The following is an 18,470-nucleotide window of genomic DNA, read 5'->3' as shown; positions in this document are numbered from 1 at the left end:
GTTAAGCGAATATGTTTGGTGTTATTTGGTTCAGTAAATTTAGTTTATTAAAAAAGCAATAGTTGCTTAATTCTAATTCTCTTTAAATTATCAAATTCGGCAGGATTTGTTGAAATTAAATGAGCGAGATGACCTGTATAAGGGCATTTTATTTTGTAGGATGATTGCACCAATAATCCTTTTTTTTCGAAAGTCCGTTTATAACGGCAGGCAGCCTCAATAGGAATGCCCAGTGCTTGGCAATATGCTTTTTTTGTAGTTGTGAGATAGTTTAGCCCAAGAAAAAAAAGTTCTTCTTCTTTTAGCTCTTTTTTTAATGAATAAATGTTTTCCCCAGTGCAGCTCTCAATTACAGCGATAATGGTGTCCATTAACATTTTCTTGCTTAGGTGTTTTTTTGACGAAAATCGATGAGGAAAATTTAAGTCGTTCTTATTGTGATTTTGCCCGACCTTGTTTATTTTTCTATTTATCATTGTGCTTTTGTTTAATTCAGCACAATATGGATGGTGACTTTTGGGATTCCAGGGGGGATTTTGGGGATTGGCCTTACTTGTGCATCAATTTGTATATTGCTAATTCATCATCATCTTTAAATGAATTCATGCATCTCATAATCTTAAAAAGAGTCTGTTCTTTTTTTAATTCACCTTCTCCAAGCTCATCATAGATTAATTTGACACAGACGGCCACTTTCGTCTTCACGTTTCGTTTTAAATTTATTGTTTCCTCAGGAAATGAAAAATTTTTCTCTTGCACAAAGAAGCTCGTCAATAGTGCTGAGATTTTATTGAAATCCTCTTCTGATCTAAAAGCATAGTGCCAGCCGTCCGTTCGAGACATGCTATTAAAAGAATCACTGATAATTTTATATGTTTTTTTTTGAGCTTCTAGTATTTTAATAGAATCCTTTACCTGCCAACCTGGACTATGCTTATTGATTTCGTTCTTATTGTTTTTATATGACTCTTTGAAGACTTCAAAATTTCCTAGAGTAGTGTCAAGTGACTCGGCTTTATCCTCTGCTTTTTGATCTTCCTTTTTGTTATCTATAATAAATTGTAGGTCATCAATAATTGCGTCAATTGTTTTTAAAATAGAAGATGGAATACATAATTCATCTTCAAAATGAAAAATTATTTTGCATAAACATTCGAAGAAATACTTCCTTTCCTTATATTCTTTATGTAGATTTTTGTTTAAGGCAAACGCAGATAAATAGTCTCTAACAAATATTCGATTATCTGAATATAGAATAATCTTATGTAAAACAAAATAAAGCTTATTAAAAAAATCAAGTGTGTCGAAATTGTATTGGCGATGTCCTAGCACAGGGCTGGGCAATAACGACTCATATATATCAAGGTTGATTTCGTTATCTAAATACCATGAGATGTCTCGAACATTCATCGTATGCCCTGCGGTCAATTTTATAATTCCAGGTGACTTAGGTGTATATTTAATATACCATGATATTTCCATATACATTTAATAATTCCGAAGTTCAGACTTATATTTTAATAAAGTTTCATTGCAATATATTCCAAGATTTCTGAATGAGTTACTATATTCATATCTGTTAAATGTATTAGTATAGTTAATATTGAGCCCTCCTGGTACCATTTGTTCAATCTTTGTAATAAACCCAACAGATTGAAACCTCATAATAGCACTTAAAGGTGTTTGACCTAAATATCCGTTTCTGGTATAAGTCGGTAAAGGGGCCGATATAAGTAAATCATTTATAAAAATTATCTCGATCGCATCAACAATTTCTAATAATTGGTCTTTTGATAGTTTTTCTTCAATATAAGCTTTAAATAGGTTACCAATTAATTCAGCCTTTATTTCACTATTTAATTGATTGAGAACAATCAAGAGTTTTTCTGAGAGCATCTTGTTGTCTTTCATTAGAAATTTATTCTTTAATTCCTCTTCAATATCTTCTAATCCTGACAAGAATCTACCAATCTTCTTTAAAAGAAAATAATCACCGATTTTTTTTGAAACACCATATAGTTTAAAAACAGATCCTATTATCGGAATATCTTTTATTGATTCATTATCAATAACGTTATCTAATTCCAGTTCAAGAATATCTGTTATAAGTCCTTTAAGATTTTCGTCTTTAATTATGTCTAGCAATTTCATATTTATCTATTATGTCTATTTTATAAAACACCGATTCCAAAAGGACGATTCGTAATTGTAATTTTCGCTCAGATTTATCTAATATACTTTTCTATCACATGTCCTTTATTTCAATTAGCTTTGTTAAATCTGGCGTAAATGAATTATCCTGGATATCCTTGAAATTCTCTAAAACAAATGCACCTAAACGATCGTAGATTTTGCTTAACTTTTTTTCTATCTCTTTTATAATCTCGATAATCATTTCTTTTAGCGAATTGTTGAAGATTTTTAAATTATTTACGTATATAAGATTATCATGTATCGCAAATGACTCTCCGAAAATAGAAATCGCAATTGGATTCATCTCAAATTGAGAATTTCCACCGTGCGCAACATATTGATTTCTAAATGTCATTAATTGGTAATGTAAATCTCGTTGCTCATCGTTAAATACTTTCAATATTTGTTTTTCCTCTAATTTGATTTTCCTACCTTCAGCAGTTGTAAAGCACTTCGCATATGTAACTGCAATAAAAAAAGATAAGCTTCTGTTTACAATGTAATTGGTTGAATTACTGTGGTCTACTGTGTAATTAATAGTCTCAAGAATATTCTGTAGATCCTTTTGTATTAATCTATATCCGGAAAATTGATTAGCTATCGGATTATTTTTTAGTACATAATGGGGAGCAGCTTTATCAGAAATATTTTCATAATTGATAAACTTATTATTGCACGATCTTATTCGAATAAGATACTCTTCTGTTTTATAATATAAATCGTCCATTGAAGTTGGTAGAAACCAATATTTGCTATTCAGTTTTTAAGGCGGAGACCATTAACACCCTAACTGATTTTATTATATAAATCCGTTACCCTAATTTTTAATTTATTATAAAACGCTCTTTTCTGTTGTGTCAACTTTGTTTCTAGGGCTAAACAATCCTCGATTAATTCTAAAACTTCCGCCTTGGTCTTAAGTACAAATAGTGATGAGAAGTTAATATTTAATTTTTGACTCACCAACATTATAACATTCCAACCAACTATATGTTCAGCTCTTTCAATCCTACCTATCAAGGTGTTGTCGGTCTCACTAATAATACCTAAGTCAAGCTGGGAGTACTTGTGTTCTAGCCTCCTTAATTTGACAGTTAGTCCTAGTGTGATATTAATAATTTCTATTTCGATTTTTGAATAGTTGGTCATAAACCAAATGTTGATATATTCGAGAAGTTTATTCGATACATATTTGTATTGAATAAATGGAATTTGTATATTTGCTTAATATTCATTCAATTTTTGGATAGAATAGCATTTGACTAAAAGAGTCTCGATAGTGAATTCCGACAAATTACTAGTGAACGAGACGGTAGTCCAATGCCCATGTAGATATTTTTGTACTTTTGTGCAAGCTATAGCTCGTGGGCGACTATCGTAATTCCGTTTCACTAGGCCGTCGGAAGCCTGCTATACGGTTGATAGGAGCCCGCTATAGTTCTTAATAACCTCGAGAGACTCACTTTATAAAACTTAAATTAAGTGAGCTATGAATCAAAAAAAACAATCCACAAAAAACATTTTCAAATCTCCCGAGTAGTTTCGGTATGATTCAGCCAGCAATGATCTGGCTACATCAGCTATGGAATTCGAGATGCCCAATTATATACCGAGTCATATCCATTCACTAGAATTCTAGCTATCCCAATTAACCAATTTTATTACGGGCGGTTTATGGCCAAAAAGTAACCGATTCAGTCGGACAGGAATAGCTATGCCTTAAACTCGCCATTAAAAATCTAATGAATGAGATCTAATTACGCTCACCTAATCCTACTGGATTTGGTGATTTATGAGACCCATCGATCGGGATATGATCCTGTGAAAAATGTTCAAGACTTTTGGGATAAGTATCCTCTAAGTACAATCAAAGACTATATCGTTGTTTTACATCCCGATACGGTTGATAACGAAAAAATGAGAGATAATCCGCAATTGTCTGAATTTTCCGTCGAACTTCTCCGCGTCCTGATAGCTTATTTAATGATCCACATGACTCAATTGGATCTTGGTAAGGTATCTATTTCACTAGAGGTAAACAAAGAAACGATAGATACTTATAAAGCGATCTTCGATTTCTTCCATCGGGTATCCCAATCCAATACCAATTCCTAGTATCATGAAAAAGTTAAAATTACAATCCATTAGAAGTGCATTGCTATATATTCAAATACTAAAGATCACGGTACTTGTGATCTTATACTTCTTAGTTTTTCAATCCTATTTAATTTGTTTTTTAAAGGCATTGAAGAACATAAGAGCTTTTATTGTATTAGCTCTTATGTTTCATATGTTTAGTTTATCAGCTCAGACGCCTCGCAAGGATAGCGGGGCCGATGGGCTTTATATCAATGACCAGGTTTCCGAAGCCTTTTATAATGAGGTGCACCGTATGATTGATTGGTCTACCGGAAAGACCTATAACAGGTCCTTAGATAAAGATAGAAACAAACTTATTATACTGGATTTTTGGGCACACTGGTGTATGCCATGCCTTGGTTCCTTAAAAAATATGAACGAGCAGCTGCTCGGCAAGATAGATACTACGAAGGTTGCCATCATACCCGTCACCTATGAGGGAACCGCCGAAATTCAAGCTGTCCTTAACCGTTTTGCTTGGAAACATCAGTCTGTGATCAACGATTCGATCTTGTCCCGGTACTTTCTACACCAAGCTATCCCACACATGGTCTGGATCTATAAGGGAAAGGTAATAGCAATGCCGCGAGCAAATTACGCCACGTTGGAAAATATCAATATGTTGCTTGCTGGAAAAATGCCTTCCGTCTATAACGAGGCTGATATCAAGGTAATAGATCCTAATCAGCCTTTCTTTCAGGAGCATAACGCTCCAGCGGTCGTGCGCTATCAAAAGGATAGCTTTAAAGTTGGGGGCTACACCGAGGGCTATGCGCAGGTAACTTTTAAAACAGTAAAAACGCCTAATGGTTGGCTCTACTATGGTATCAATATTCCCATCGATCAATTGCTTGTATTTGCTTATCAGGATCTGTTGACTGACAGAATGGATCTATTAAAAGCGATAAAGTATGAGGTTGAACCTGAGCTGAAAAGTAAGCTTAAAATCGGACGCCCCAAAATGTATAATAATGACTTTGCTAAAGATTCGATCTATGGTGACTGGCTTAGAAAAAACAGTAGAACCGTTGAATTTCGCGCACCAAAGGGGATAGAAGCGAAGGAAGGTTTAAATCTGTTCCGGCAGTACTTAGCTGATTATGCGCTAGCTGAATATCAGCTTGAGATCAGTATTGATCAATCAAAACAATATAAAGTCCCAGTGTTAAAATGTATTGGTAAGCCGAAGGAGACAATAGCACTGCTAACAAAGAGAGTTAAGTATTCTGAACCTGCTTATCGTTATTTCAGTGGCCAATATGGAGAGCTTAAATGGTTAGATTTTGTGAGAACGGGATTGCCAAGGCTCCCCAATGGACTGTTTGATGATAATAGCATAGTCGATCAAACTAATTTGCCCAAAGAGCTGCTGGTCCATATGCAATTCCCGACGGATCTTATCGGTAAAGGATCGATGGAATATGTACAAAGGGAACTGAAGCGGTACAACCTAAAACTTGAAGTCGGTTACGAAAAAGTTCCGATCCTCCTGCTCAAGGAAGTTAAAAAACAAGCCAATTAATCTTTAAAACAAATGAAAACTATTTTTTATTTTTTTATACTGCTATCGCTTCCATTGCTAGCGAGTGCACAGCAAACCCGAAAGATTAGGGTAATCGACAGCAACGATAGGCCTATCCCAAATGTTAATATTCGAATGATACCACAAAATAAGGTGTTAAAGACTGATGACCTTGGTTATTTTTCTTTTGTACAGGATGGGCAAAAGCAGATTGAAGCCTCTGCAATTGGATACAATAGGCAAGTAGTCTCCCTGCTGTCAGATCCCGCAATTGCTGTGATTCGCCTGAAAGCCACGTCGGTACAGCTTGATGAAGCCATCGTCAACACAGGATATTATCGTACGGATAAAAGAAATTTGCCGGGCTCCTTTGTACAGATCGATCAAAAGTTGCTGCAGCGCAATCCCTCTCCAAACATTATAGAGCGGCTGGAGGGTATTACCAGTGGGCTTCAATTTGACCGAAGGACAAATTTTAATGAGAACACCAATAAGCCGTCACTGCGACTGCGGGGTGTAGTCTCAATTGAATCTAGTTCGGAACCCTTGATTATTTTGGATAATTTTCCTTATACAGGGGATCTAAACCAGATCAACCCCGATGATATCGAAAGTATAACGGTACTCAAAGATGCTTCTGCGGCAGCAATCTGGGGAGCTAAAGCTGGTAATGGGGTGATCGTACTGACATCCAAAAAAGGTATTAATAATACACCTTTGAAGCTAACCTTTTCGGCAAGCAGTATCTTAAAGGATAGACCTGATTTATTTTACAATAGAAACTATATCCCCTCCGCAGATCGTGTTGATCTTGAACAAAAGCTCTTTGATCGGGGTTTTTACAACCGGGCTAATCCGACTTTACTGCCTGGTGTAGCCGCGCTCAATTTTAAATATAAGGATGGTCTGATTGATCTGACCACACTGGAACAACAGAAAGAGATCTTGCGGAATAGGGATGTACGCGAGCAGGCTCAAGAACACCTTTACCGGATGTCCTGGCTGCAGCGCTATAACCTCCAACTCAAGGCTGGTGGATCAAATTTCAATTATATGCTTTCTGCGGGCTTCGATCAAAACAATCTTAATATCGTAGGGGATCGGGATAGACGTTACACATTGTCGTTGAATACGGAATATAACCTGCTCAAAAAACTGGTGCTCAATACCAATATCCGGTTAAATATGAACCAGTCCATCCATAATGGTTACTCATTGAGTGATCTAAACTATACCCGCAATCTAGACAGTTATACGACCTTTGTGGATGGTGATGGGACAGCGCTTCCCATTAATTACCGCTACCTCTCTTCCTATGTTGAAAGCGCCGAGAAGAATGGCTTGCTCGACTGGTCTTTTAGTCCTATAAAAGATCGAAACCAGCAGGATCTGAATTCGACAAATCGGAATTTATTGTTAGGGACAGGCCTTTCTTATGAGATTATCTCGGGATTGAACTTATCGCTCAAATATCAATTTCAGCAAGGAATCAACACAACTCGTAACCTATATAAAAAGGATAGTTATTTGGTGCGTGATCTGGTAAACAGATTCACGCAAGCGGATGGTACTTATGTCATTCCCTTAGGTGCCATATTGGATCAGAACAATGGGAGCGACCAGTCGTACAACTGGCGTGGCCAGCTAAATTACAGCCGTAGTTTTCTGAAAAGACATCAGATCAACGCGTTGGCAGGAGCAGAGCTCTCCGAGAATAAGACCATTGCTGAAGCTGGAAGCCGTCTCTATGGTTATAACAGCGACAACCTGAGCTATCAAACAAGCTTCGATTATACAAAATACTATCCTGTACGCCCAGAGGGCAGCGGCTTGATCCCAACCAATACGGCTACAACGCTGGAATTGACAAATCGATATATCTCTTACTACGGCAATCTGAATTATGTATTTGATAAGATGCATACACTTAGCCTTAGTACCCGATGGGATGCCTCCAATTTATTTGGAGTTAAAACAAACCAAAAAGGTGTACCGCTGTGGTCTATCGGCATCAATGAGGACCTCAAAAATTTCCTAAAGTTAACGCCAAACTGGATCTCTAGGCTCAACCTGCGGGCTAGTTATGGAGTGACAGGAAATGTGGTCAACAAAATCAGTGCTTTGCCAACGGCTTATGTGGCGACTTTCGTCTTCCCAAATTCATTGCCGAGCGCTACTTTATCCAGTGCTGGAAATCCCAGTTTAAAGTGGGAGCGGATCAATATCCTTAATCTGGGACTTGACTTTGCTGTACTGAACGGAAGAGTGCGCGGAACGATTGATTATTATTCAAAGGATGGAAATGATCTAATCGGCGAATCTTTTTTGGACCCAACGACGGGAATCTTTACGTCAAATGGTGTGTCAAATGTTGACAATCGGATCAACTATGCCAATATGATCACCAAGGGGCTAGATCTGAATTTAAGCGCAAACATCCTGCAGGGCAATTTTAGATGGGATGCTAACCTGTTGTGGAGCTATACGACCAACAAGGTGACCAACTACATGGCAAACAGTGCTGTCAAAACGAGCAGCTTTGTATCTTCCCCGAGACCGCGGGAAGGGCATTCGTTGGATGAAATATACGCGTACCCTTTTGGCGGACTGGACCCGGCTACTGGAATGTTACTTACACCGCGTGGAGACAAGGATTATACGGGGTATTTTAATAGCATCTCGATAGACGACCTTATTTTAATAGGGCGTAGTTTTCCGCCATATCAGGGAAGTATACGCAATACATTTGCATATAAAAGCTTTGGTCTGAGCTTTTTGGTCCAATGGAAAAATGGCTTCTATTTTAGAAGGAAATCCATTGACTATGCGAAGCTTTTTCAAAATAGCATTGGCAATATCGACTACCTCGATCGTTGGCAAAAACCGGGGGATGAAAACATAACGATAGTGCCAGCTTTACCGATTGATGTAAATGCCAATCGGGATAGTTATTATGCAAATGTAAGTCCATTGGTGGCCAAAGGCGACTTTATCAAGCTCTCTGATATTCGGTTGGACTATAACTTCGCATTCAAAAGCGTGAGGGGTGCCAATATGGGGTTATTTGTGCAGTACAATGGTGGGTTGATCCTATACCGTTCCAATAAATTTGGCATCGATCCGGATGCTGTCAATTCAAGTTATCCCATTCCTAATGCATATTCGATAGGTATTCACTTTAATTATTAAATCATGAAAAGACTTTTGAGTTTACTTTGTCTATTATTTTTATGGGGCTGTAACCCCAGTTTTTTGGATGTAAAGAACAACAAATCGCAGCTAGTACCATCGACTTTGACCGATTTCGAAATGCTGCTCAATAAGTACCCGGTTATGAATACATCCACGGGAAATGGTCTCGGTATTGCCAGTAGTGATGAAATCGCTGTGGATGATAATATTTGGCTGGCACTGAAAAAGCTACAGGATAAAAATGCCTATGTCTGGAGTAAGAATCTTTTTGAAGGTGAGGATGTGCCCGATTGGAACAATCCATATCAGACGGTTTTATATGCTAACCTTGTACTCGATGGATTGCAAAAATTGAAAGGCAAAGAGCAGGATGAAAGCACGCGACTTAAACTCGAAGGCTACGCCCTGTTTTTTAGGGCGAAATCATTTTTTACTTTGGCAATGCATTTTGCTGCTCCTTGGGGCGATACCGACAATGAAACATTTGGAATCCCCTTGCGACTGGATTATGATCCGACTTTAATTTCTAAAAGGGCGACCGTAACGCAGACTTATGCACAGATTGAACGTGATTTGTTGCAAGCACTGGATCAATTGCCTAAACAGGTGCCCGTATTATACCTGCCCGGTCGGGCATGTGCAATGATCATGCTTGCTCGCCTATATCTGGTCAAAAGTGATTTTGAGAAAGCCTTGACCTATGCCAGCATGGCGTTAAACGAAGGGTATTCATTATTGGACTATAATAGTATTAAACCTGGCGCCAGCTATACTTTCCCGGCAAGTGGAATAGGTAATAAGGAGTTTTTACTTTTTGAAAATGCTAATCAAGTTGAATATTTTTCCAAAACAAAATTGACTGTTCCGACTTCGTTTGTAGATCTGTTCGATGGTAATGATCTGCGTAAAAGTTATTTCTTTGCCAAAGTTGGTAACCTGTATCAATATAAAGGATCGTACCTTGGTTCTGCTGCACTCTTTACAGGAATAGCGCTCGACGAAGCTTATCTGATCAAGGCAGAGTGCTTAGTGCGTTTGGGGAAAGTCAATGATGGATTAAAGGCCCTTGGTGAGTTGCTTAAATACCGATATAAACCAGGTACAGCACCCGAATATAAAGATATGACGCAGGAGAAGGCTTTGGAACTCGTGCTGTTGGAACGGCGGAAAGAATTGTATCTAAGAGGACATCGCTGGTACGATCTAAGAAGGCTCAATCGGGAAGACCATCTTAAGACGGATCTAAAGCGGACGGTGAATGGGATAGAATACCTTCTTCCGGCAAGGGATAGGAGATACACTTTTCCTGTTCCTGATGAAGTCGTTATGAAATCTGATGTGCTGCAATTTGAACGGTAAAAAATAGGCTCCATCATAAATTTGATGGAGCCAATAATCAAAACATGATAAACAAAATTATGATGTATCTATTGTTCTGGTTTGTAGGTCAGATCACTTGTGATCTGAACGTTCGACAATTGTGATGCCTCATCTACTGTTAACCCTGATAGGTCGTGATTATCGGGGTTTTCAATAAAGCGGGCACAGCGCATGTCATCGGGAGTTGTGTTACATTGACCCGACAAGGTTGGATCTGTAATGGCACTTCCTAATACATCATCACTTGGATTGGATGCATTTGTTGTAATCTGATACCAAGACGATGATGTTTTTTTCTCAGCATTTTTAAAACTGTTAAATCCGATAAAGGATACCATTGCAATGGCCACAGCTACTGCGGCTTTTACATTAAATTTTAATGTTTTCATACATTTAGTGTATTCCTATTATTTATAATTGTGTTTTCTCTTTTTGATCGGCAATTGAAGCTTATCAGGGGCGAGAAGCCCTAAGTCTTTTGGCAGACGCGCCCTTCCGCCGAACCAGCCTAGGGTTCAGCTTCCGCTGTGGCAGATAGTGCTAATTTCTTTATGAACCTAACTTCGTCATCAATTTCCTCTGATGCGAAATCTTTATCTTTCTATCAAGCAGTAAGGCTACAATACATGCTATCGTGATCAGGCCATTGACCCAAAGATGTGCTTTCCAGCTGATCGGAAACTCGAGTATACAATCGCAGGGAATATTGCCCCAGGTATCGCGCAAGGCAAGGATCACATAGCCTGAAAAAACAAGCATCAGTATAAGGGTTAACCAGAATCCCAATCTTTTTGTCCCTTCAAAAATAAAGAGGATGCCTGTCGCCAATTCTACAGCTGGCAGGATATACGACAGCATAATCCCATACTGATCGGCAAAAGGCTGCCTGATCATGGATGCCCTGAATTCGGCGTAGGTGAATACCTTTTTCGACCCGACATAGATCCACAGACAGAGCAAGGCATAGGTCAATACCTGCAAGACAAATTCCTGGGGATGCTTTCTGCTATAAGAAACCGCTCCGGTGAATTTGCGCCCTAACCAGCTACGTGACCTCAGGCCTTGAACTATATTCGCTGCTGCAATTCCATCATGCTGTCTATATTTTCCGTTTTCTTTCATAGCCGTTTTTGTTAATTGTTTACCAAGTTTTATAAAGCTAAATTACAGCGATAAAATGCCGAGCGTTAAGCAGAAAACAAAGTATTGATTGGCAAAAAACCGGCTTGGCTAGGAGGAGGGCTCAGCAGAATTGTTTTCAGAAGATGGGTCATTGGCCGCATTTTCCTGCTGTTGCTTAAAGGTTAGCGGAGTAAGTCCCGTCTGGCTCTTGACAAATTTGTGCAGCTCATTGATACTGCTGAATCCACACTCTTCGGCAGTGGTAGCCAGCTTATCATTGCCCACAATAACGGAAGCAATAAGAGCCAGAAGCAGCTGGTTGCGGTAATCGTGAAATGTGCAATCATACTGTTTTTTATGTTCTTCGTTGATATGATCTCTGGATTTTAACAGTACTTCTGCTATATCCGATAATTTGGCCTTTGCCCCCTGATGCACAATCATGATTTCTAGTAAATTGCGTGCTTGGTCGATCGGCCTTTCCTGATGATCCGTATGCAGCTTAAATCGGCTCAGCTGGATCAGAAAGATCAGGTGTTTCAGCAGTGTATGCTCATTGTCCAAAATATGGGGATTGATCTTGCTGAAAAGCAGCCGCAGATGCCTTTTGGTCACCTCGTCCACAGCAAAGGTAGTGCTGGTATCCGACCGTGGTGACCGTTCCTTCTTGGCGCTCACCAGATGCTGTAAAAAACTAAAATGTCGATTGGAGGGCGGCCGAAAAAGTCCTGCATCCAAAATGAACCCGACCAGGATATGATGTCCACGGGGTACGGTAAAGCAGTATTCGCCCTTGGCCAGGTAAAGGTAAGCACCCCGCCCCTCAACATAGTCCATCACAAAGTTTTGTTCGGGATGGTATTGCTGCAGGGGGGAGCCGCTCAACAAAGGGTAGGTAAGATGCAGGTCGCCCTGTGCGGTATACACCGGGATCGTTTCTTGGCGCTCCATCCAAAATTCATAATAATAGAGATAGCCATAGCGGCCATCAAAAATCTGCTCGCTGATGCAGTTGGTAGGGGATACCCAGTGCCGCTCCTGCGCATTGCGAATGGGATAAGTCAGACGCTGTAGTGGGGAGGTGACTGGTTCATATTCCCGGGGTAGGGTAAAGTCATAGCTTCTTTTCATGTGATTGTTTTGTTATTAATTGGCCTGATTTAACTGTTTGTTTTACTGTATGTTGCTTTATAGAGGTCGGAGTCTACTAAAAAGCGAGAATAGCCGCAAAAAAAACTGTGGATCGGTCTGGGGAGTCGGTGAAAGGCTCTGGAGACCCGGTGAAATTTAAGCACTGGTCAAATTACCGGTTCACCCTGCCATAGAACCCATACGCCCAAAAATGCAGGTGAACTGTTGTATTTCTACCAAATTCGTCACTGTGATCATCAGGCTTTCCTGGCTCGAAAGCAAAGTGACCAAACGGGGCATGTTTGGTGCTGGACTGAAACAAAAAAAGACAATAGAATGGAACAGTTTTTTATGGAAATGCAGTTCTTGGCTGATCAGGCATTTTGTAAGTTTTCCAACACGGAAACAGTAAAACTACTGAGCAAGAGTAGCGAGGAAAAATGCAGCATTTACTACTTCTAATTAAATCGTAAAAGAACGAAGGGTGATCCGGACATCCTTCCTAATAGCCAATTTATTTGAATGACCATGCTTATCAGAGCTAAAAACAGGGGACTTGACCCCGATTTAACAACACATATCCTTGCGCTCAATTCGGATAGCTGGCACAGATCACTCAAAGCTGTGGCACTTTTATACCGGTGGCAACTGATCCCGCAAGATGGGGATTTGATCCGTTTGCTGCAGATGTGCCAGGACTGGTTCAACCAGCCGCGTTATCGCAGCGACGATCATTTATTTCAGCAGTTGGTTCACAACTGGCCTAGGTCTGATCGGCAGCCGCACATCTGGGCCTGCCTGCATATAGGTCCTTATGGGATGCTGCCTAGGATGTTGATGCGCCAGGGGCATAAGCTAGCCATACTGCTTCGCTCAGCTGTTTTTGAAGCACAGGCGGCGATTTACCGGCAACAGTTTAGATGCACTTTTGGGCGTGAGGCTACGGCGGCCGAACTGATCTTTGTCAAAGCTGACCAGGGCAATCCGCTGCGCAGACTCCGAGAAGCGCTCCAGCAGGGTTTTCATGTGATTTTTTTTGTCGATGGACAGCTTGACATCGGCCAATCTGCTAAAGGCTGGATCCCGGTCAGGCTGCACGGTGTGGAGTTATCTTTAAGAGCTGGTATTGCTGCATTGAGCTGCTGGTCGGGCGTTCCGATCACAGCAGCCATCCTCACATGCAGGCAGGAGCAGATGTCGCTTTATCTTGGAGAAGATCGCACTGTACATAATAAAGCCGATTACCAACCGATATTACAATCCGTAGTTGATCTTGTGCAGGAACTGGAACCGGAGGAGCTGATCCAATGGGAGTGCTTGCCAAGACTGTTTGATAGCGGCGCTGCGGATGGGCCGAATAAGCTGCCGAGGCGAAGTATCTGGCTGCCACTTGTCGTAGGCGAAAAAGAAATGCTCTTCGATTTGGCTACGGGACGTTCGGTTGTTATTGGAGCCCAGGAATTTGAACGGGCCTGCCGGCAATTTCAATTGTTGCGGTTATATGTTTAAACGCATTTTTTACTTGGAAAGGTTGTGTAAATCTTGTTTAATGTATAAATTGTCTCTTAAAATAATTTTTTTATAAAAACAGAAGTTTGTTTTGCTTGCTGCCTAAACTAATTATGATCAAAGAAAGGATTTTTAAACCATTGCCACGTCGTTTTCATGTTGTTTTTTGGACTGGCTATTTTACCTGGATCATGGCAGTCAATACCTATAAATTTGGCTGGTGGCATATCTTTATCGTTTTGGCTGTGGCTCCCCTGATGTTAGGCATCAGTTATGTAAACCGTGCCTGGCTACGCCGTATACTTTTTAGAAGATTCGCCCCGCTACGTTTGACGATCGTGCTCGGCTATTTTCTGCTGACGGCGGTGGCTGTTTTCTTGGTGCTGTATAAATTTCCGACTGAACTGAGCCGGCGGGTGCTACGCAATCCCAGGATGTTTAAAGCGATCGACTTTGTAATTGATGTGTTCACCTTCTACATCACTTTTGCTCTCAAAGGAATCCTCATTCTTGCCACCGAGATTTTTTATAACCTCAGTACGGGCATTTTTCGGCATTTGGGATGGATACGATACCAGTCACAGGAAAGTATAAAAGCACAGCTCTTTCGCAACTGGGCCGTTCATTTTATGGGAAATCTGACACAGAGCTTTATTCACCTGGCAAAGAAGAATCCCGCAATATTAACCCGAATGGATCTTTTTTTTGCGCTGGAAGTTTATGCCATGCGAAAGCTCAACTTTGAGAAAAATAGCCTGGGGAAACTGGACGATGAGCTTTTTTATCTACAGCAATTACTTCAGTTGTACAGGCAGCAGCAGATCAAACTGCAGCTGGAAATACAGGATCGGAGCAAGACAATCATTCCCCTGGTCCTGTTGAGCCTCTGCAAAAATATGGTTAAACATGGCGATTTCAGTGATTCTTCATTTGAAAGTATGATATATGTGTTTAGTGATACTGAAAAGGTATCGATAAGCTGCAGGAATAAAGTGTCCGCAAGGTCGGCCTGGATCTTTGAGGCGGGCGGAACAGGTTTAGAACAAATGACAAAATTACTTCACCTGCAATACGGTGAGGCGTTTTCCCTGATAAAAAAAGTAGACGACGGAATATTTTACTTGAACTTGGAAATAAAAACGTAAACATGGATACGATAAAAAAACTATTGAAACAAGAAGGGCGGCTTCGAAAAATCCGGGTCGCCATTGTTGACGATGATCCCGATATCGTTGATGATCTCAAAGGATACGTGGACTTGACGGATGGCGTTGAATGTGCATATACGACAACAAATCCAAAGGAAATCTTGGTCGCATTGCGCACGCTAAAACTGGATGTGCTGTTTTTGGACATTGAAATGCCCATCGTGGGTGGCCTTGATATTTTGGGGCAGCTTGCGGGTCTCAAACGCTGTAATCCGGGTATTGCCAATCTGCAGGTTGTGGTTTGCAGTACCAATAGAGAGGTTGGCGATAAAATGTACCATTATGAGGTGACGGATTATTTTCTTAAACCTTTTGAGCGAGAGCGTTATTATACAGCGATCAATAAGGTAAAGGACAGAATCAAAGGAATGGGCCTAAATGATCTCGATGATGACAATATCTGCTTTTTCTATGGGGAGCGCGGTGCAGCCAAGAAAAGACTGAATTATGATGAAATCCGCTATGTGGAAGCTAAGGACGAGCATACCTGGATATGGCTGGATGCTAAAAACTATATCGAGGTCAATGAGGCCTTTGGCGATATCGTCTCCTGGTTGCCCAAGTCGGGCTTTGCACAGGTGCACCGTAGTTTTGTGGTGTCGCTCAGGCATGTGATCGGGATTACAAACAAACATGTGCTGCTCCCCGATATTGAAATCAATCGGGGAGAGAAAGGGAAATACAAATATTTTTACCAATGGATTGACGCGAATACAATCAAAGGGAAATTCCGGCGTTATGGTATCGACCGTAGTTATTGACAACGGGATAGCAAAAATGTCGTTCGGCTGTAAGTTGTTGTACTAGGGGGCAGCTTGTGAACGGACGGCTATCTGATTCCACCTGCAAGCGTGGTGAGTGCACAGTGAGTCCACGTTGAGTCCACCTTTTAATAGTGCTTTCACTGTGCTTGCAGGGTTTTCACATATTGGCCGCAACTCGAAGCTGGTAATAAGCTTTCTATACTATATTTGCAAGAAGACCACTGAAAATTAAAATTTTCAGGATGTCAATAGCTTAAATTTGTGTATTCACATTCTACTTGCTGCCGTTACACAGGATTTTAATATTTTCATGGGCTTCGCGCTGCTGGCTGAGCTGTATTTGGATCAGGTTTTTGGCCCCAACGGATAGCTTGTTTTCCTCCGCTAGCGCTTTTTCATAAACTTCACGGAAAGCCGCCTCACCCCGCTCACATTGCTCCAACAAAGACTGCATATTGCCGCCCGATAATTTGGATTTGATCACCATCCACAGCCGGAAAAGTTCGCCGCTCAGTTTCGTCCGATCCGTGGCGTATTGACCGGCAAACTCAACCAGCGGACTGAGTTCAGTAATAAATTTTTCAGACTGCGCAGCGAGCTGGTTAAAAACAGCCTCCCGGGCACCTTCACCCTGCTCGTTGGCCAGATCAACCGCCAGCTTGTATCCTTCGATGCGGTCATTATTGATTTTAATAAGGTCATTTAAAATATTGGGGTCGTTCTGATTACTTTTCATCTTTTCGTTATACTATTTTTAATCTTTATGCTGTTTTAATCTTAAATGCTGTTTTTAAGAGGAACAAGGAAGATTAATCATTAGTTTGTCTTTATTTCTTTTATGATAATTTGTAGCGGCTTACTGCTTGATTTTAAGCAGACTTAATTCCAATTTGTACGCATAAGCTAGACTCCTGCCCAAGCGGAAAATGTATAATGTAGACTTTATTTTCTTAAAAAAACAAACGTTCTGTCCTATTTAAGAGTTTCTTTCTTGGAAAACAAGATAGATTTTGAACAATAACGATTAAAAAGCACGAGAGCAATGGATGTTAAAAAGGAAAAGAAAAGCAGACTACAGACCTATTGGACCATACTGAAAAATACAGTATCGGGATTTATTAATGAAGACTCCATGAAATATAGTGCTTCATTATCGTATTATACGGTTTTTTCCATTGGTCCCATATTGGTATTGATGATCGCACTAGCCGGTATATTTTATGGTGCCGAAGCCATTCAGGGAAAGGTTTTTGCCGAACTGAACGGTTTGGTGGGCAATAGCGCCGCCAAACAGATTGAAGAGGTCATTCAGAACCTCCAGCTGTCGGGCAAATCCAATATGGCGTTGGTGATCAGCTTGGTGACCCTGATTATCGGGGCAACTACGGTTTTCGGCGATATGCAAAACTCCATCAATAAAATATGGCATGTGCGCCCAAAACCAAAAAAGGGCTGGTTAAAACTGATTCAGGACCGACTGCTATCCTCCTCGCTCGTTATTGGACTGGGCTTCCTGTTGGTGGTCACCTTGATTGTTAATGGGATAATCTTGGCCTTGACAGGTCAGCTGCAGCGGTACTTTCCGGAAATAACGGTCGTGCTGATGAACCTGATCAATTTTGTCATCTCCTTTGTGGTTATCGTCGTCCTCTTTAGCGTGATCTTTAAAACCTTGCCCGATGTCAATATTCAATGGAAAACTGTTCGGGCGGGCGCGCTATTTACGGCTATATTATTTGTTATCGGTCGTTACCTGATCGGCATCTATTTAGAACGTTCGGCCACGCAGGATACCTACGGTGCGGCGGGTTCCTTTGTGCTCATCCTGCTGTGGGTATATTATACTGCAGCGATTCTCTATTTCGGTGCGATTTTTACGCGGGAGTATGCGACGGAAATGGAAATACCGATTGAACCTTCAGAATTCGCGGTGCATGTGGAGACGCAGGAAATCGAGCGAAATGTGGATGAAATTCCACCGGCACCACTTGATTCCGAGGAAAACACCATTGATAAAACAACGTAAAATTGTCGCGACTATTTTTTAACATTTGATAACATTTTTTTTTAAACGATTCCAGCTGCAGGCTGTTATATCTATAAAAAACGAAAGGAAATTATTATGAGCGAATTAACTTGGAAAGGTCGTTGGAACGAAATTAAAGGTAAGGTTAAACAGCAATATGCAGACCTTACAGATGATGATTTACTATATGCAGAAGGCAAAGAAGATGAGTTGGTGGGTAAACTTCAAAAGAAAACAGGTAAGACACAAGATGAGGTGAATAGCTGGTTGAACGGTTTGTAGAA

18 protein-coding genes are annotated in these 18,470 nt (G+C 40.5%); 9 read left to right on the top strand and 9 right to left on the bottom strand.

Annotated elements, in window-relative coordinates:
- Positions 1-47: 47 nt before the first annotated feature.
- The 5 genes from AAH582_RS18070 to AAH582_RS18050 all read right to left on the bottom strand — a co-directional run bounded on the left by AAH582_RS18070 (position 48) and on the right by AAH582_RS18050 (position 3,342).
- On the bottom strand, positions 48-476 hold the full coding sequence (locus tag AAH582_RS18070) for a hypothetical protein (protein WP_343319350.1): 429 nt from the start codon (positions 474-476) through the stop codon (positions 48-50).
- 73 nt (positions 477-549) lie between these two features.
- Positions 550-1,482 (bottom strand): hypothetical protein, encoded by a 933-nt coding sequence (locus tag AAH582_RS18065; RefSeq protein WP_343319348.1) that lies wholly within the window; start codon positions 1,480-1,482, stop codon positions 550-552.
- A 6-nt stretch (positions 1,483-1,488) separates the two neighbouring features.
- The gene (locus AAH582_RS18060) at positions 1,489-2,151 is read right to left on the bottom strand and encodes a hypothetical protein (RefSeq protein WP_343319346.1); all 663 of its coding nucleotides are present in this window, start codon (positions 2,149-2,151) and stop codon (positions 1,489-1,491) included.
- Positions 2,152-2,245: 94 nt separating this feature from the next.
- Positions 2,246-2,920 carry a hypothetical protein gene (locus AAH582_RS18055; RefSeq protein WP_343319345.1) on the bottom strand — a complete coding sequence of 225 codons (675 nt, stop codon included), beginning with the start codon at positions 2,918-2,920 and terminating at the stop codon, positions 2,246-2,248.
- Positions 2,921-2,979: 59 nt separating this feature from the next.
- Positions 2,980-3,342, bottom strand: a complete 363-nt coding sequence (locus AAH582_RS18050) for a hypothetical protein (protein ID WP_343319343.1) — start codon at positions 3,340-3,342, stop codon at positions 2,980-2,982.
- A 597-nt stretch (positions 3,343-3,939) separates the two neighbouring features.
- On the opposite strand from AAH582_RS18050, the gene AAH582_RS18045 reads away from it, so the two are divergent.
- The 4 genes from AAH582_RS18045 to AAH582_RS18030 all read left to right on the top strand — a co-directional run bounded on the left by AAH582_RS18045 (position 3,940) and on the right by AAH582_RS18030 (position 10,405).
- Positions 3,940-4,308, top strand: a complete 369-nt coding sequence (locus tag AAH582_RS18045; RefSeq protein WP_343319341.1) for a hypothetical protein — start codon at positions 3,940-3,942, stop codon at positions 4,306-4,308.
- A gap of 175 nt (positions 4,309-4,483) precedes the next feature.
- Complete coding sequence (locus AAH582_RS18040) at positions 4,484-5,854, top strand: TlpA family protein disulfide reductase (protein WP_343319339.1); 1,371 nt, start codon at positions 4,484-4,486, stop codon at positions 5,852-5,854.
- Positions 5,855-5,866: 12 nt separating this feature from the next.
- Positions 5,867-9,043 carry a SusC/RagA family TonB-linked outer membrane protein gene (locus AAH582_RS18035; RefSeq protein WP_343319337.1) on the top strand — a complete coding sequence of 1,059 codons (3,177 nt, stop codon included), beginning with the start codon at positions 5,867-5,869 and terminating at the stop codon, positions 9,041-9,043.
- A 3-nt stretch (positions 9,044-9,046) separates the two neighbouring features.
- Positions 9,047-10,405 (top strand): RagB/SusD family nutrient uptake outer membrane protein, encoded by a 1,359-nt coding sequence (locus AAH582_RS18030; protein WP_343319335.1) that lies wholly within the window; start codon positions 9,047-9,049, stop codon positions 10,403-10,405.
- Between the two features lie 68 nt (positions 10,406-10,473).
- On the opposite strand, the gene AAH582_RS18025 is transcribed toward AAH582_RS18030, so the two are convergent.
- From AAH582_RS18025 to AAH582_RS18015, 3 genes are all read right to left on the bottom strand, one after another.
- Complete coding sequence (locus tag AAH582_RS18025) at positions 10,474-10,815, bottom strand: hypothetical protein (protein ID WP_343319333.1); 342 nt, start codon at positions 10,813-10,815, stop codon at positions 10,474-10,476.
- A gap of 160 nt (positions 10,816-10,975) precedes the next feature.
- Complete coding sequence (locus AAH582_RS18020; protein ID WP_343319331.1) at positions 10,976-11,548, bottom strand: MauE/DoxX family redox-associated membrane protein; 573 nt, start codon at positions 11,546-11,548, stop codon at positions 10,976-10,978.
- 108 nt (positions 11,549-11,656) lie between these two features.
- Positions 11,657-12,679 carry a helix-turn-helix domain-containing protein gene (locus AAH582_RS18015; RefSeq protein WP_343319329.1) on the bottom strand — a complete coding sequence of 341 codons (1,023 nt, stop codon included), beginning with the start codon at positions 12,677-12,679 and terminating at the stop codon, positions 11,657-11,659.
- A 528-nt stretch (positions 12,680-13,207) separates the two neighbouring features.
- Between AAH582_RS18015 and AAH582_RS18010 the strand changes: the two genes are divergently transcribed.
- The 3 genes from AAH582_RS18010 (at position 13,208) to AAH582_RS18000 (ending at position 16,157) form a co-directional block, all read left to right on the top strand.
- A complete protein-coding gene (locus AAH582_RS18010) occupies positions 13,208-14,188 on the top strand; it encodes a hypothetical protein (RefSeq protein ID WP_343319327.1) in 981 nt (326 codons plus the stop codon).
- A 113-nt stretch (positions 14,189-14,301) separates the two neighbouring features.
- Positions 14,302-15,333, top strand: coding sequence for a hypothetical protein (locus AAH582_RS18005; protein ID WP_343319324.1), 1,032 nt, complete (start codon positions 14,302-14,304; stop codon positions 15,331-15,333).
- Between the two features lie 2 nt (positions 15,334-15,335).
- Positions 15,336-16,157 (top strand): LytR/AlgR family response regulator transcription factor, encoded by an 822-nt coding sequence (locus tag AAH582_RS18000; protein ID WP_046675213.1) that lies wholly within the window; start codon positions 15,336-15,338, stop codon positions 16,155-16,157.
- A 277-nt stretch (positions 16,158-16,434) separates the two neighbouring features.
- Here AAH582_RS18000 and AAH582_RS17995 read toward each other — a convergent pair whose 3' ends face one another.
- A complete protein-coding gene (locus AAH582_RS17995; RefSeq protein ID WP_343319322.1) occupies positions 16,435-16,896 on the bottom strand; it encodes a PA2169 family four-helix-bundle protein in 462 nt (153 codons plus the stop codon).
- A 306-nt stretch (positions 16,897-17,202) separates the two neighbouring features.
- On the opposite strand from AAH582_RS17995, the gene AAH582_RS17990 reads away from it, so the two are divergent.
- Both AAH582_RS17990 and AAH582_RS17985 read left to right on the top strand, forming a co-directional pair.
- The gene (locus AAH582_RS17990; RefSeq protein ID WP_046675548.1) at positions 17,203-18,186 is read left to right on the top strand and encodes a YihY/virulence factor BrkB family protein; all 984 of its coding nucleotides are present in this window, start codon (positions 17,203-17,205) and stop codon (positions 18,184-18,186) included.
- A gap of 96 nt (positions 18,187-18,282) precedes the next feature.
- Positions 18,283-18,468 carry a CsbD family protein gene (locus AAH582_RS17985; RefSeq protein ID WP_046675215.1) on the top strand — a complete coding sequence of 62 codons (186 nt, stop codon included), beginning with the start codon at positions 18,283-18,285 and terminating at the stop codon, positions 18,466-18,468.
- Positions 18,469-18,470: the final 2 nt, after the last annotated feature.

The organism is Sphingobacterium multivorum, from assembly GCF_039511225.1.
In the GTDB taxonomy this organism is placed as follows: Bacteria; Bacteroidota; Bacteroidia; order Sphingobacteriales; family Sphingobacteriaceae; genus Sphingobacterium.
This window is presented reverse-complemented; position numbering and strand designations above follow the sequence as displayed.